A 16,189-nucleotide genomic window follows, 5' to 3' on the forward strand; every position below is an offset into this window, starting at 1 on the left:
GGCCGCCTGCGTTGTATGAAATACATCCCTGTATTTCACCGCTACGCGGCCAGCTAAGCTGTTCAAATGAGTTCCAGACTCATTTGTCAAGCACTTATGTAGGATGGCTACACTGCGTGCTTTCCACCTTGTCGGACACAAAAATAGTCGCCAGCAGTGGTTGCTTTGAAAGATCAACAGACCCAGATATTAATTAATATAAAGACGGCCTTTACTGGCCGTTTTTTTTGACAATAACTCCTATAATCAAAACCACTCAGTAAAAGTAACTTTCTGAATAATTCATGGCTGAAGGATTTTACTGTTTGTTCGAGAGTCAGATGATTGGTGTGATTAATCAAAACAAGAGCTGCTGATGAAAATTCAAACTATTCTGGCTTTATCTATGTTGGCGTTTTGTAATTCGGCGCTTCATGCAAATGAGATGGAAAACAATAAACAATGTGATCTTATCGCCAATCTGACAGGTGATTACTATCATCATAAGCAAGCCGGAAAATCCAAGCAGGATGTTCAGCAGACAATGCGTCCTGAGTTTGCCAATGAAGAGTTCTTGCGTGTTGTTGATTTGGCGATAAATCTTGCTTACACCTTCCCAGATGATTTATCAGAAGATAAAGTGGAACAACAAGTCTTTCAAGGGTGTGAACAACATCAACCCTGAGTGAAAATTTTCGTTACAAAATTCATTTGATCTGCATCAAAAGCTGTTAAGTTAAAGCATATTCATCTTTTTAATTATGCTTCGTTGTTGTAAACTTGAGTCCAACTGATAAGGCTTCGTGAGATCCATAATCTCCACTGCTTTCTTCAAATAATCTGCAATAGCAATGTCGTTTTAAAAAACATTCCTAAGGTTCGGAAATTTTACGACGTTTTGGCAAATTTCTTTGTATAAGGGAAAACGGATGCCACTTAACCGAAATACTCATTTGCTTCGTGCGTTAATTGTTGTAGCAATAATTGTCTTATCCATTTTCCTTGTATGGCGTTTTTATCTGGCACCGGATCCTAATGCCGGTCTGGTTTATGGCAACGGCCGAATTGAGGCGACTGAAATCGATGTGGCCGCCAAAACCGCGGGGCGAATTGAGGATATATTGGTCCGAGAAGGTGATTTTGTCACGACTGGTCAGGTAGTGGCCCGAATGGATACTGAAAACCTGATGGCACAGTTACGTGAAGCCCAGGCATTATTTCATCAGGCCGAGAGCTCTGTTGCTATCGCTAAAAGTCAATTAGTACAGCGTGAAGCAGAAAAACAAGCGGCATTGGCCCTGGTTGCCCAGCGTCAGGCTGAACTAAATGTGGCGCGTAAGCGTTACGAGCGATCTTCATCCTTGGCAGGACGTGGAGCAACCTCCCAGCAGGAAGCCGATGATGATTTTGCACGTCAGCAAAGTGCCATCGCCGCTGTCAGTGCATCAAAGGCTCAGGTAGCCGCAGCAGATGCAGCCATTGTCACTGCCAGAGCACAATTGGCAGGAGCGGAATCTGCTTTATTAGGTGCACAAGCCAGCATTGACCGTATTCAGGCTGATATATCTGATAGTGAGCTTAAAGCTGTCCGTGATGGTCGAGTTCAGTATCGTATTGCCCAACCTGGAGAAGTCATTGGTGCTGGTGGACGGGTGTTGAATTTGGTCGATCTGCGGGATGTGTATATGACCTTCTTTTTACCGACCCTCAGTGCAGGACGTTTAGCCTTAGGAACCGATGTCAGAATTATTCTGGATGCCGCCCCTGAATATGTCTTCCCAGCCAAAGTGTCTTTTGTGGCTGATGTCGCACAGTTCACTCCCAAAACCGTTGAAACCGCTACTGAACGGGAAAAATTGATGTTTAGAGTGCGTGCCCAGATCCCGCAGGATCTGTTGGATACCTACATATTGCGTGTAAAAACCGGACTACCCGGTGTCGCATATGTTCTTGAAGATTCCCAGGGAGAATGGCCAGAACATCTGGCAGTGAGGATTCCTTGATGACAGCTTTGGCATTGTCTGCGTTGGATGACAATCGCCAAGTGGCTGTGCTGAAAAATATCAGTCTTTGCTATGGTAAAACACAAGCGTTAGATGATCTGAGTCTCAACATTCCAGCTGGGATCATGGTGGGCATTATCGGGCCAGATGGTGTTGGCAAATCCAGCTTGTTTTCATTGATTTCCGGCGCACACGCTATTCAGCAAGGTACGATTGAAGTACTGGGCGGCGATATGCGAAAAACTAAGCACCGGCAGAAAGTTTGTCCCCGAATTGCCTATATGCCTCAAGGGCTTGGTAAAAATCTTTATCACACACTCTCCGTATTTGAAAATGTCGATTTTTTTGGTCGTTTATTCGGCCTTAATCGGTTTGAGCGCGAACAACGCATCACTGATTTGCTGGAAGCTACAGGACTTACAGCGTTTGCTGATCGTCCAGCAGGTAAATTATCTGGCGGTATGAAGCAAAAACTGGGGTTATGTTGCGCACTGATTCATGATCCAGAGCTCCTTATTCTGGATGAACCGACCACCGGTGTGGATCCGTTATCACGACGCCAGTTTTGGTCATTGATTAAGCGTATTCGAAGTGATAATCCAGCGATGAGTGTGTTGGTGGCAACTGCCTATATGGAGGAGGCCGCAGACTTTGACTGGTTAGTGGCAATGAATCAGGGGAGGGTTCTCACCACAGGCACGCCCCAACAAATACTAGAGCAAACTGGTACCAGCTCACTGGAATCAGCTTTTATAGCGTTGTTACCGGAAGCACTACGCAATCGTCATCAACCTGTGGTTATCCCCCAACGCCGAGAATCCTCTCATGATGAATTTGCCATTGAGGCAGATAATCTCACCAGAAGATTTGGTCATTTTACCGCGGTAGATCAGGTGAGTTTCCGTATTCCACGTGGCGAGATTTTTGGTTTTCTCGGCTCCAATGGCTGTGGCAAAACTACTACGATGAAAATGCTGACGGGTCTGCTAGCGGCTTCAGAAGGACATGCCAGATTATTTGGCAAAACCATTGATCCACATGATCTGAGTATCCGCCAAAGGGTGGGGTATATGACGCAGTCATTCTCGTTATACGGTGAACTGACGGTAAAGCAGAATCTGGATTTGCATGCACGATTATTCAAACTGCCTTCGCATAGTATTGCTGCCAGAATAGATGAGATGGCAAAACGCTTTGAACTTGAAGCGGTACTGGATAGTTTGCCGGATGCTTTGCCCCTTGGGCAAAGACAGCGATTGTCACTTGCCGTAGCCATGATCCATGGACCGGAAATGTTAATTCTGGATGAACCGACTTCGGGAGTTGATCCGATTGCACGTGATGTGTTCTGGCAGATCATGGTGGACCTGGCTCGGCAGGATGGGGTAACCATTTTTATTTCCACGCATTTTATGAACGAAGCGGAGCGTTGCGACCGGATTTCATTGATGCATGCGGGACGGGTGTTGGTGACTGATACGCCGGAGAATTTAAAAAAGGCCAGAAATGCCGCCTCATTAGAAGATGCTTTTGTCGACTATTTACAGGAGGAGGTACGGCGCCAGGAAAATCTGCAGATTACTGATGAAAGCGCTAAAAATTCGATAAAAACCAATAATAAAAATGACACCCCATCTGCTTCGCTCACAGGCTTCAGTCTGCGCCGCTTATACAGTTACAGTCGACGTGAGACACTTGAATTAGTTAGAGACCCCATCAGATTAACCATGGCCATGCTGGGCACATTATTGCTGATGTTTGTGGTGGGCTACGGCATCAGTCTGGATGTAGAAGATCTTAAATTTGCAGTGCTTGATGCCGATCAATCAGCGACCAGCCGTGATTACACGCTTAATTTATCAGGATCCCGTTATTTTATTGAACAACCTGTGTTATATAGCCATGCCGAAATAGAGCAGCGAATGCAGTCCGGCGAACTCAGCCTGGCAATTGAGATCCCGTATGGATTTGGCCGGGATCTGGCTCGTGGCAGACCGGTGGAAATTGGCGCCTGGATTGATGGCTCAATGCCGACTCGAGGTGAGAATATTCGTGGTTATGTGCAGGGAATGCATAGTCATTGGCTGACTATGAAATCAAGGGAAATACTGGGATCGTCTGTCACGGCACAACCCGCCACCATTGAAGCACGCTTTCGTTATAACCCCGATGTGAAAAGTCTGGTGGCAATGGTACCTGCGATGATTCCACTGTTGCTAATGCTGATTTTATCGATGTTGACGGCATTGTCGGTAGTGAGGGAAAAAGAACTGGGTTCGATCGTGAATCTTTATGTCACGCCGGTAAGTCGGTTGGAATTTCTACTCGGTAAGCAATTACCCTATATCGTGCTGGGTATGCTGAATTTTGTCTTATTGGTGTTGTTTGCGGTATTTATCTTTCAGGTGCCGCTTACCGGAAGTTTTCTCACTCTGACGTTTGCAGCATTGCTCTATGTAGTTTGTGCTACATCACTGGGCTTGTTGATTTCAGCCTTCACACGTAGTCAGATTGCGGCGTTATTTGGTACCGCGTTATTAACGTTGATTCCGGCAGTGCAATTCTCGGGCATGATTGATCCGGTGTCGTCAATGCAGGGCCTGGGGCGATGGATTGGGGAGGTTTATCCTGCCACGCATTTTTTAACTATCTCCCGTGGAGTGTTTTCCAAGGGGCTATCTTATTCGGATTTACACTCCGCATTTATTGCGTTATTTATTGCTGTCCCGGTATTAATGCTGGTCGGCGTTATGCTGTTGAAAAAGCAGGAACGATAAATGGCCATCAGCAATATTTTGCATCTGGGTATCAAAGAATTACGTAGTTTATTACGCGATCCGGTATTGATGATCTTCATCGTTTACGCGTTCAGTTTGTCAATTTATGCGGTGGCTACCGCCATGATTGATTCCTTGAATAATGCGCCGATAGCAATTGTTGACGATGATCGATCTCCTTTATCCATGCGCATTGTAGATGCCTTTTATCCACCCTATTTTTTGCCCCCTGTACTGATTGAACAGCATGAGATTGATGCCCGGATGGATATGGGAATTGATACATTTGCCTTGCATATTCCAGCAAATTTTCAACGTGATTTACTGGCTGGTCATCAACCCGTTATTCAGTTGAACATTGATGCAACCCGCATGGGACAGGCGTTTACCGGTAATAACTATGTACAGTCAATTGTCAGCGGTGAGATTGACGCCTTTGTGCAAAGGCATCGGCAGGAGAGCGTGACACCAGTTGATTTGGTGTTACGCGCAAAATTTAATTCCGAATTGAATAGCCAGTGGTTTGGCGCGGTAATGGAGGTTATCAATAACATCACCATGTTATCGATAATTTTAACTGGAGCAGCGATTATCAGAGAGCGTGAGCATGGCACGCTTGAGCATTTACTGGTCATGCCTGTCACGCCCTTTGAAATCATGGCCAGTAAGGTCTGGGCCATGGCTTTAGTGGTTATCACAGCAACAGCGTTGTCTTTATGGCTGGTGGTCCAGACATGGTTAGCCGTACCCATACAGGGATCAGTCTGGTTGTTTTTACTGGGGACCTTGTTTCACTTGTTCGCGACCACTTCACTGGGTATCTTTCTGGGCACGGTTGCCCGATCAATGCCTCAATTCGGCTTATTGTTGGTCATGATTCTATTACCGTTACAAGTACTGTCAGGGGCCAGCACACCCAGAGAAAGTATGCCGGATATTATTCAATACATTATGTTACTGGCGCCTGATACCCATTTTGTGATGTTGGCACAATCGATTTTATATCGAGGAGCCGGTTTTACCGAAGTTTGGGCACAGTTTCTGGTGTTGATTTTGCTGGGGAGCGTTTTATTTGGTTTATCGTTAAGTCGTTTTCGAAAAACCATTGCTTCAATGGCGTAATTATAGGAAATCAGGTTTTAAATACATTGGCTTTATCCCTGATAACTGAACCAATTTGTTTGATATCTGAATTACGCTCAGAGTTTTGTTTTACTGCAATTTCAATATCACTATTCGAATCTTGAATATGGTGCAAAGTCTGACTTATCTCTGCTGAAACGGCACTTTGTTCTTGCATCATTTGTGAAATGGATAGATTTAAGACGTTTATTTTATTTGAAAACTCTGCAGAATCCTTTATTAAGGAATTGGTTTGTTTGACTATCTCTATAGCTGCTTCACCATCGCTATTACTTTCTAAAAGCCTGCCCATCACCGTATCGGTTGATGCATTAATTTTTTCTGCAACGGCCATAATTTCCTGAGTGGCATTCTGGCTTTTTTCTGCCAAGTTACGTACCTCAGAGGCAACAACCGCAAAACCTCGACCATGTTCACCAGCTCGTGCTGCTTCAATTGATGCATTTAATGCTAATAAATTGGTTTGTGATGCAACTTCAGTTATCAGAGAAACAGAGTTCTGAATAGCACTTGTGTCAGCTTGTAAACGCTCGAATTCCATTTTTACTTCGCTAAGTTTATTGATGAGTGAGTTGACTTTAATAGACGCATTATCAGACATTGACTGACAATTATTGAGCTGTTCAACTGTCTGTGTAGAGAGGCTTGCCGCATTATCAGTAGTTCTGGCAACTTCACCGATGCTAGCTGACATTTCTAGACTGGCAGCTGCAATTGCTTCGACGCGTTGGCTCTGTGTCGTTAAAGAGGATAGGTTTGATGATGAACTGATAACAGATAACTCTGTCAGCTCGTCTAATTGAGTACCTGCCGTTTTAAATTCATCAATCGTCCGATTCATCAACCTGTAAAAGTCTTGTACTGATTTTACAAATGCTGAATCCGCAGGACTTTTCGCCTGAATATTTTTCATATCAAGCGTCAGATCGCTTTGTTGGGCGGCGACCTGCATGGCGGCCATAATCTGATTAGCTAATTGATATTGTGAATTCATTCTTAAACAAAAAAACACCAACACAGCCGTTTCCAAAATCACAAATGTAGCGTGTACAGCAAATGTTGCCCAATCACACTGTTGGCCGTATACCACAAAGGGCATGCTTCCAATACTGAGGTCTGAGAGTTGTAATGGAACAGATACCGCATGATGAACTGCGATTACGGTGGCAGCTACCAGTAAAACCCGATAATCACGCCAGATAATAAGAAATGCCAGTGCAGCGAAGATATGAAAATGCATTTCCAGACGACCTAACTGCTGCATGATCAAAATCATCGACATTATCATCATTGCTGCTGACATAACACTTCTTGAAATCAGTGTGCCGGGCAGCGTTTTATATACATACCATGCAGCCAAAACAATGATGAGAGCTGGAATGGCGCCATTCAGATGTGTTCCGTAGCCCATGGGTACGATAAAAAAGATAAACGGTAAATGAGCGGTTAATAACCAGAGTACAAACTTGTCATTGCTGACATTATCTTTCCATTTTCGTTGGTTCACATTTTCATCAATAGTTTGTACTGAAGCATTTTTAGTTTTCATTGGGTTATTTTCCGCGACTTTGCAGTATCAGTAAGTCATCAATAATGTGCTGACTATTTGGTGACCGATAGGTAATTAAACCTTTAGTATTAGGATGATAAAGATAGATGTATCCAGCGTGATGGATATTAGTTTTACTCATTGAATAATTTTCTGGAAAGAAGGACATAAGTTGTTGTACCGCCTGGGTATCTGCAGGAACTCGTAAATGCATGTTTGGCGAGAACTCAGACAAGTATGATTTCAATGTCTCTGATGAGTCGTTTTCAGGATTTAAGCCAATAAAAACATAGTTCATTTCGCCCTGATACTGATTTTTAACCAAACGTAGCTGATTAATATTGGCTGGGCAGGTAGATTTACAGGTGCTGAAAAGACCAGTTATTAACATAGGTGCTGGAAGTGCATTATCGAATTCAAGGTGTTGAGGTTCAAGCTGAATACGGGTTTCCAGGCCATTAAGTGAACCTGGCAGGATAGCTGCCACCAATTGATGTGAACTCACTAGAATCAGCAAAGCAATACTCACCAACATTAACGTGATACATACATGGATAGCTTTTTTGATTGGTGGTATTGGCATTATTCACAAGTTCGTAAGCTACTCTAAACATCAAAGCGATAAGAGTAATGATTAAGAGGATTAAAGCGATGAGAATACGTTTAAATGGGTGAATGAGCTGTGAAGAAAAAGCGCTATCGGGTGTGAATTAACGAGTGATACTGAAAATTATGAACAGCTTCACGTTTTTATTTCACAATAATCAAAAAATCTCTGATCTTGCCAGGAAAACTGGTCGAGTGAATTTAATGCAGAGCGAATAATATTGAGGATGGAAGCATCAGCCATTCGCCTTGAGTTTACATAAATAACCTGCATTCCCGCTTCATGTGCTGCTTTAACTCCGGTAGGAGAGTCCTCAAATACCAGGCAATGATGTGGTTCCACTTGCAGGTTTTCGGCGCTTTTCAGATAAATTTCTGGATGGGGTTTGGTGTTTTCCACATCATCAGCAGTTTGAATCGAGTTGAAATAGGCTTCGATGTCCAGACAACTCAGCACTGTGTTACAAACCTGTTTTGGAGCGTTGGTGGCAAGTCCGATTGGAAGATTACTGAGCTGAATGTGTTTCAATAAGTTGAGTGCACCTTGCATGGCAAGGGGCTTTTTTTGGATATGCTGACAGACGTGTTCAATGACTTGCTGCTGTGAGGTTTCCAGTGAAAATGGTCTGTGCGCTTTTGCTGACCAATACTCCGAAACTTCCAACATATTCATATTGCGAGTCAGTAACTGATCCGTTTCCGTGACCGAAATGCCATAACTGGAAAAAACGGTTTTTTCAGCGTGATCCCATATTTCCTCGGAATCAATCAAAACACCGTCCATATCAAAAATGATGGCTTTAATCATCTGTAATCTTGTATTTTTGATAGTACATAATTAATTGATTCATCAGGCAACAATTATCTGTTAATGAGGTCTGATAATGCGTTCAAGGAAACCAGTGAATGTATGTTATTCAAGTAATGCCAGTAATTCAGACCAGATATTGTCGAGTAACTGTGGCTGAGCTTTTGCCGTAGGATGAATTCCATCAGCCTGCATCATGGCCTCGCCATCATATACATCAGCAAGGAAAAAGGGCACAAAAGACAGATTATATTCTTCTGCAAGACTGGAAAAAACATTGGCAAACGCTGTGGTATAACGTTGACCATAATTAGGTGGAATTTCGATGCCCACCAATAATACTTCAGCACCATGCTGCTGGGATAACTGAATCATTTTGGCTAGATTAGTTCGAATGACATTAGGTGGGAACCCGCGTAACCCGTCGTTGCCTCCCAACTCAATCACAACGATAGCGGGATCATGTTTGTCCAGCAAATCCGGTAATCTGCGTAAACCACCGTCGGTTGTTTCACCACTAATACTGGCATTGGCGACATTCCAGTTTCCGGGAGTTTCCTGTTCAAGACGATCTTTGAGTAACTCAACCCAGGCGGCATCACTGTCGATGCCATAGGCTGCACTAAGGCTATCGCCAACGATTAACAGATTTTTTTGCTGTGGTTCAGCCGCCTGTGACTGGAAACTGACCAGGACCAAAAACAGCCAGATAAACAATGTTTGTGTAGGTAATAAGGTTTTCATAACCGCCAATTAATTATGTGAGGAAAGTATGTCCACAGATAGACAACCGGATCCGTCAAACGACTTCATGATACAGGTACAAAATCTGTCACATTCGGTTGATTTGGGCACCGATAAACTGTCGATTTTACAACAAGTCAATATGGACATTCGTAAAGGCGAGTCTGCAGCCATTGTCGGGCGTTCAGGTTCCGGTAAAACCACCTTACTCGGGTTATTGGCAGGACTGGATTTACCAACCAGTGGAAAGGTCAGTCTGGATGGTCATCTCATCAGTACTTTGTCAGAAGATGAACGTGCCAGTCTGCGTTCTCAGCGCGTCGGTTTTGTATTCCAGTCTTTTCAATTGTTACCCACATTATCAGCTATTGAAAATGTCATGTTACCCATCGAGTTAGCCGGTTTAGCTGATGCCCGGGATAAAGCTGAATACCTGCTCAAACGGGTTGGTCTAGGTGAGCGAATGCTACACACACCACGACAATTATCGGGTGGTGAACAACAACGGGTAGCCATTGCCAGAGCCTTTGCTGTGAATCCTCAAGTGTTATTTGCAGACGAACCTACCGGTAATCTGGACACCCGAACGGGGGAGGCGATTACTGAATTATTAATGAATCTGAACAGTGAACACGGCACTACGCTGGTAATGGTGACGCATGATCAACAACTGGCAGAGCGATGTCAGCGATATTTCATTATTGAGGCAGGCGTACTGCATGAGAAAACAGAAAAAAATGCAGAGGTGTTATCTGCATGAACGTGACGGCTAAAGTGATTTCCTTCACCCAGGATTTACGTGAGCGAAATGTAAAAGTCATGTTAATGGCGATGATCATAGCTGTAGCAACTGTGGCAACTATTAATGCTTTTGCAGATCATCTGCAAAGAACATTAATGACATCGGCCAGTGCATTTTTGGCAGCAGATCGTCAGTTAAACAGCCGAACCAACGCCCCCATTCCAGACGCATGGTATGCCGAGGCAGAAAAGCAAGGTCTTCAAACTGGCCGCATGATTGAGTTTGGCACCATGGTTTTCAACGAAAGCCAATTCCAGCTGGTTGCCGTCAAAGCGATTGATAATGCTTACCCCTTACGGGGAGAAATTGAATGGCAGGCCGATCTGGAGAGTCCGAGGCAAGTCTCATCCTCTGGGCCTCAACCCGGCGAAGTCTGGTTGAATCCCCGGCTTATGCGCTTATTGAAATTACGGCCTGGTGATACGCTGGAAATTGGCGCCACTTCCCTTGAAGTGACCGGCGTGATTATGCGTGAACCGGATGGTGGCTTTCGGCTTTCTTCTCTCGCACCACGAGTGATGATGCATGTGGATGATGTAGCCGCTACGGAGGTGATACAACCTGGGAGCCGTGTTCGGCACCGTGGATTATTTGCCGGTAGTGAGGCCGAACTGACTGATTTTGAAGCATGGTTGGAGCCGCGCTTAACAGAAAATTACCACTGGGTGGATGTCCGGCAAGGTGAAACCCTGGGGGAATCTTTAGAAAAAGCAGAGGGCTTTTTATTACTTGGCGGCAGTCTGGCGGTGTTGCTTGCAGTTGTGGCAATAGCTGTTTCGAGCAGACAATATGCCTTAAGCCAGCGGGATCGCGTGGCATTACTAAAAACCATGGGGCTGACTGGCAAACGTATTCGTATATTGTATTTATCACGCTTAATTGTATGGGGCCTAATGGCAACCATCATTGGCTTAATACTCGCCATACCTGCTGCCTGGTTATTGGCTTCAATGACCGCACAGTTAATGGATCAGCCGTTACAATTCGAGGTTGACTTCTGGCAACTGTGGCCAGCCATACTAACTGCTTTAGTCGCTTTATTTGCCTTTGCCTACCCTCCGATTGATCGTTTACGCAATACACCGGCAATGAGAGTTTTTCGCAGCTTGCCTACCAATGACAAGTCCGCTTTAGTCAAAGATTTATTGTTAGCTGTAGCGGTGATATTTGGGTTGTTATGGGTGTATGTCAATGATATTAAGCTGGTAACAGCATTGCTCGGGGCAGTTATTGTTTTAGTTATTTCACTGGCGGTTGTCGGTGCGGGTCTAATCTGGTTATTACGCAGATTTCCTGCCGGAAAGGGTGGTTGGCGATTGGCGGTGATTGCGTTGTATCGACATCGTAATGCGACCCTGTCACAAATGTCGGTATTTGCCATGACTATTATGTTGGCCGCTACGTTAGTTCTGGTGCGATCTTCCTTATTAGCCGACTGGCAGGCGCAGTTGCCGGAAGATGCGCCAAATCATTTTCTGCTGAATATTGCTCCGGAAGCAGTGGATGAGGTAGAAGCATTTTTCTCACAGCATCAGATAAACCGTAGCCCTCTATATCCTATAGTTCGCGGCAGACTGACTGAGATTAATGCGCAACCTGCACAAGACGTTGCGTTCAATAAAGATGATGATGAATTGCGCCGCGAATTAAACCTGACAACGTCAAATTCTTATCCAGATGATAATCAAATCGTTTCCGGGCGCTGGTTTAAGCCAGGTGAAACAACAGGGTTGTCGATTGAACAATCACTGGCTGAGTCACTTGGGGTAGAGGTTGGTGATGAACTGGGCTTTACGGTGGGGGCCGAAAAAGTCAGCACAACCATCACCAGTATTCGCAGTGTGCAATGGGACAGCATGCGGCCCAACTTTTTTATTATTTTTCCGCCCAATGGCACTATAGATGGATTACCCAGTACCTCGCTGACGAGCTTCTACCTTGCTGAACAGGATAAACCGTTATTGAACGATTTTGTGCGGCAGTTTCCCACCATTTCAGTGTTGGAAATTGATCATATTATCGAACGAATTCAGCAAATCATTGCTCAGGTAACACAGGCGGTGGAAGCGATATTATTGATGATTTTGCTGGCCGCAATTGCCGTGATGGTCGCAGTTGTCAGTGCAACGATGTCGGAGCGGCAGCGTGAGGGCGCCTTATTACGTACCCTGGGTGGCCAACAGAAATTACTGGTCAAATCTACAACTATTGAGTTTGCATTGATTGGTTTTCTGGCTGGCATTCTGGGTGTACTGGCAGCTGAAGTTGCCGTGTGGGCACTACAAAATCGTATGTTTGATGGCGAATTTCGTTGGCATTGGCCAGTTGTGATGAGCCTGCCTTTTATCAGTGCAGTGATTCTTGCCATCCTTGGACGTTGGCAATTAACGCCTGTATTAACCGTTTCGCCCATGTTGTTATTAAGAAGGCTGGAATAACCAGACGGTAAACCAGCAGTGGTCGAGATGAAAGATCAACAAGCCCTAGCTTGCGTGACTAAAATAAACGTTTCATTATGTGCAGATTTGCATCCTGAGGATGCCTGTTTTGCTTAGGAATAACTGTGCATCGAATATATCGTTTCTTCTTAAAGGTATTGCTGCTAACGATATTGGCGTTTGTCCTGTTGAGTCTGTTGCTGGTATTACCTTTTCGCTGGGTAAATCCACCAATAACCATGGTGATGGCAGACCGCTGGATAACGTCAACTGAAGACTTTCAACTTCGCAAGACCTGGCTCAGCTGGGACGAGATGCCAAAACATGCGGCTTTAGCTGTTGTGACCTCTGAGGATCAGAAATTTCCGTTACACAGTGGATTTGACCTTAAGGCGATTCAGCAGGCGTTAAAAGAACGAGAGCGTCGGGGAGGCTTGCGTGGTGCAAGCACGATCAGTCAGCAAGTGGCAAAAAACATGTATTTATGGACCGGCCGCAGCTGGTTCAGAAAAGGTCTCGAAGTCTGGTTTACCTTGCTGATTGAGCTCAGCTGGAGCAAACAGCGCATTCTTGAGATTTATCTGAATATTGCTGAGTGGGGGCCGGGAGTGTTTGGCCTGGAAGCGGCCAGCCAATATCACTTTGGTCGCTCTGCGGCTAATCTGACACCGATGCAAGCAGCATTACTGGCTTCCTCATTACCCAGTCCATTGAATTACAACCCGGCCCGACCGGCGCAGCATTTACATAAACGTGCCGAATGGAATTTGCAGCAGCAACGCAGACTTGGAGGTCTTCAATGGTTGGCACCGTTAAACGAAGAATAATATTGATAGATAAATGTGAGCGATCTCACATCCTGACCTCAGAGCATTGATTCTTCACATAAATTAAACATTCCGTCCTTAGAATCGACTTCAGTTGATTGACTTGTAAAAGGCAATCAGCAGATTTTTTAAAACAAAATGGAGTGAGACGATGAGAATGAATTCGATGACACATGACCTTGAAAGCTGGGCAAAACATTATGCAGATCATAATGTGTTTGAGCACAACGGTGAAATAATCGATAGTGAAAGAGCCTTTAGTTCTGCCGGTTTACATGCCGAGGCTAAACCAAGTTACCAAGACTGGCTGGCATCAATATCTTAAGGTCAAAATGTATCAGTATGACGATTCAATCATCCTGATGTATTTGTCCTAATGTAATGGACTTTACTCATAATTTCAGCCCCTGAATGAAGCTTTGAAAAACAGCTTAAGTAAGCGTAGTGTTAAGTTCAGAAATTAACTTAAATTTGAGGTCCATTGCTATGGATATGACACAACACACTATGGAAAACCTTTTTATGCAGCTGGGGTTGGAAAGCAATGAAGCAGCCATCGAGCAATTTATGGCTAGCCATACGCTGCAGGAAGATGAAAAACTGGAAAACGCCAGTTTCTGGTCACCCTCTCAATCAGCTTTTATTAAAGAATGTTTAGCTTCTGATTCTGACTGGGCTGAGGTCGTTGATCAACTTAACGTTCAGTTACGGCAGTAAGCGTTAAATCTGATTGCTTTAGATGTCTGCTGTAGAACTTTGGGGCCAGCAAACCCAGATGGCCATGAAACATTTCGCCATTGGTGGTGAAACCTTTCCTCGTGAGTTTATTCGTGCCTTGGGGTTGGTGAAACACTGTGCCGCTCTGGCGAATATTGATTGTCTGCAATTGGAAAAAAATATCGGTTTGGCAATAGCTGAGTCTAGCCTTGAAGTGATAAATGGCGAACATGATCAGCAATTTCCATTAACCATCTGGCAATCAGGTTCGGGTACACAAACCCACATGAATGCAAATGAGGTGCTTGCCAATCTGGCGACACAGCAATTGAATTCGACGATTCAGGTGCATCCCAATGATCACTGCAACATGGGGCAATCCACCAACGATAGTTTTTCGACAGCAATGCATATTGCTACGGTAGAACAAATTCAACTTCAGCTGTTACCAGCCTTAACAAAGATGCAGCAGGTAATGGCGGAACATTCGAAACAATGGCAATCCATAATAAAAATTGGCAGAACGCATCTGCAGGATGCAACACCGTTAACGTTGGGGCAGCAGTTTTCGGCCTATGCGGCCCAACTACAAACTAATATTGATCGGTTAAAGCAGGCAACTGCTGAACTGTATGCTATTCCTCAAGGAGGCACAGCCGTGGGGTCAGGACTAAATAGTTCTGCCGAATTTGCTGAAAACTTTGCCAGACAGTTAAGCGAATTTACCCGCTTACCTTTTACTGCCAGTGATAACAAACTCTCTTTGCAAGCCGCTCACGATGGTCTGGTCAATGTATCGGGTGTTTTAAACACTCTGGCGGTTAGTCTGAACAAAATTGCGGCTGACATTCGATTACTGGGGTCAGGACCTCGTTGCGGGATAGGCGAACTGCATTTACCTGAGAATGAACCCGGTTCCTCAATTATGCCGGGAAAAGTGAATCCAACCCAATGTGAAAGCATGCTGATGGTATGTGCACAGGTGATGGGAAATCACGTAACGATTACGCTAGCGGGTGCTCAGGGGCAATTAGAACTGAATACCTATAAACCGTTAATGATCTTTTCACTATTACAATCCATCAGATTATTAAAAGATGTCATCAATAGTTTTACAGAATATTGCCTGCGCGGGCTTGAGCCGGATAGGCCACAAATCGAAGCATTTTTAAATAACTCACTGATGCTGGTGACCGTCCTCTCACCGATCATTGGATATGACAACGCCAGTTTGATTGCACAAAAGGCACATTCTCATGGAACCACATTACGAGAAGAGGCTGTTCGCTCTGGTTTGATCACTGCAGAAGCATTCGATGAACTTATCCAGCCGGAAAAAATGTTAGGACCACGATGATGCTGTAAATGTAATTAGTTTGATATCAGATACCAAATACCAGAACTGCACATGCCTGCAAATAGTATCCAACAGCCAATGATTACAGCCGCTGCATAACGATTTCTGGGTAATTGAATGGGATGTAACTCAGCTTTAGCCAGACAGTCAGACCAAACTGCCTCCGGTATCAGTTTAATGGCTAAGTAAATTCCTAAAGGCAAAATAATCAAATCGTCCAGATAGCCAATCACCGGAATAAAATCTGGAATAAGATCAATCGGGCTTAACGCATACGCCACTACCGCAACACCCAACCACTTAGCCACCTTTGGAACCGCCGGATCCTTGATTGCCAGATATAAAGCAGAAATTTGAACTTTCATGCCTCTGGCAAACATTTTTAGTTTAGTTATAAGGGCTTGTTTATCTTTCATCTCCGCCTCTGTTGTGAGCTGAA

At 44.5% G+C, this 16,189-nt stretch carries 15 protein-coding genes; 10 read left to right on the top strand and 5 right to left on the bottom strand.

Annotation, left to right across the window (positions count from 1 at the left end; genetic code table 11):
- The first annotated feature begins 355 nt into the window (after positions 1-355).
- From B3S93_RS00005 to B3S93_RS00020, 4 genes are all read left to right on the top strand, one after another.
- Positions 356-664, top strand: coding sequence for a hypothetical protein (locus tag B3S93_RS00005; RefSeq protein ID WP_292401446.1), 309 nt, complete (start codon positions 356-358; stop codon positions 662-664).
- 244 nt (positions 665-908) lie between these two features.
- Complete coding sequence (locus B3S93_RS00010) at positions 909-1,982, top strand: HlyD family secretion protein (protein WP_292357071.1); 1,074 nt, start codon at positions 909-911, stop codon at positions 1,980-1,982.
- Positions 1,982-4,759, top strand: coding sequence for a ribosome-associated ATPase/putative transporter RbbA (gene rbbA / locus B3S93_RS00015; RefSeq protein ID WP_292401449.1), 2,778 nt, complete (start codon positions 1,982-1,984; stop codon positions 4,757-4,759). The genes B3S93_RS00010 and rbbA overlap by 1 nt, the downstream gene beginning before the upstream one ends.
- Positions 4,760-5,881 carry an ABC transporter permease gene (locus tag B3S93_RS00020; protein ID WP_292401452.1) on the top strand — a complete coding sequence of 374 codons (1,122 nt, stop codon included), beginning with the start codon at positions 4,760-4,762 and terminating at the stop codon, positions 5,879-5,881.
- Positions 5,882-5,891: 10 nt separating this feature from the next.
- Here the strand turns inward: B3S93_RS00020 and B3S93_RS00025 are convergent, their stop codons facing one another.
- The 4 genes from B3S93_RS00025 to B3S93_RS00040 form a co-directional block, all read right to left on the bottom strand.
- Positions 5,892-7,451, bottom strand: coding sequence for a methyl-accepting chemotaxis protein (locus B3S93_RS00025; RefSeq protein WP_292401455.1), 1,560 nt, complete (start codon positions 7,449-7,451; stop codon positions 5,892-5,894).
- Between the two features lie 4 nt (positions 7,452-7,455).
- Positions 7,456-8,034, bottom strand: a complete 579-nt coding sequence (locus tag B3S93_RS00030; protein WP_292401457.1) for an SCO family protein — start codon at positions 8,032-8,034, stop codon at positions 7,456-7,458.
- A 159-nt stretch (positions 8,035-8,193) separates the two neighbouring features.
- The gene (locus B3S93_RS00035; RefSeq protein ID WP_292357063.1) at positions 8,194-8,865 is read right to left on the bottom strand and encodes an HAD family hydrolase; all 672 of its coding nucleotides are present in this window, start codon (positions 8,863-8,865) and stop codon (positions 8,194-8,196) included.
- Between the two features lie 105 nt (positions 8,866-8,970).
- Positions 8,971-9,609 carry an arylesterase gene (locus tag B3S93_RS00040; protein ID WP_292401459.1) on the bottom strand — a complete coding sequence of 213 codons (639 nt, stop codon included), beginning with the start codon at positions 9,607-9,609 and terminating at the stop codon, positions 8,971-8,973.
- A 28-nt stretch (positions 9,610-9,637) separates the two neighbouring features.
- Between B3S93_RS00040 and B3S93_RS00045 the strand changes: the two genes are divergently transcribed.
- The 6 genes from B3S93_RS00045 (at position 9,638) to B3S93_RS00070 (ending at position 15,750) form a co-directional block, all read left to right on the top strand.
- On the top strand, positions 9,638-10,369 hold the full coding sequence (locus B3S93_RS00045; protein WP_292357059.1) for an ABC transporter ATP-binding protein: 732 nt from the start codon (positions 9,638-9,640) through the stop codon (positions 10,367-10,369).
- Complete coding sequence (locus B3S93_RS00050; protein ID WP_292401462.1) at positions 10,366-12,849, top strand: ABC transporter permease; 2,484 nt, start codon at positions 10,366-10,368, stop codon at positions 12,847-12,849. The genes B3S93_RS00045 and B3S93_RS00050 overlap by 4 nt, the downstream gene beginning before the upstream one ends.
- Before the next feature lie 125 nt (positions 12,850-12,974).
- Positions 12,975-13,676 (top strand): monofunctional biosynthetic peptidoglycan transglycosylase, encoded by a 702-nt coding sequence (gene mtgA, locus B3S93_RS00055; protein WP_292357056.1) that lies wholly within the window; start codon positions 12,975-12,977, stop codon positions 13,674-13,676.
- Positions 13,677-13,827: 151 nt separating this feature from the next.
- On the top strand, positions 13,828-14,001 hold the full coding sequence (locus B3S93_RS00060) for a hypothetical protein (RefSeq protein ID WP_292357054.1): 174 nt from the start codon (positions 13,828-13,830) through the stop codon (positions 13,999-14,001).
- A gap of 161 nt (positions 14,002-14,162) precedes the next feature.
- Entirely contained in the window at positions 14,163-14,393 is a 231-nt protein-coding gene (locus tag B3S93_RS00065; RefSeq protein ID WP_292357053.1) for a DUF2789 domain-containing protein, read from the top strand.
- Positions 14,394-14,415: 22 nt separating this feature from the next.
- A complete protein-coding gene (locus tag B3S93_RS00070) occupies positions 14,416-15,750 on the top strand; it encodes a class II fumarate hydratase (RefSeq protein WP_292357051.1) in 1,335 nt (444 codons plus the stop codon).
- A 14-nt stretch (positions 15,751-15,764) separates the two neighbouring features.
- Here the strand turns inward: B3S93_RS00070 and B3S93_RS00075 are convergent.
- Positions 15,765-16,189 (bottom strand): YkvA family protein (locus tag B3S93_RS00075; protein WP_349677818.1); only part of this gene is annotated, 425 nt, incomplete at its 5' end.

It is taken from the genome of Methylophaga sp. UBA3613 (genome assembly GCF_002375415.1).
Taxonomy (GTDB): domain Bacteria; phylum Pseudomonadota; class Gammaproteobacteria; order Nitrosococcales; family Methylophagaceae; genus Methylophaga.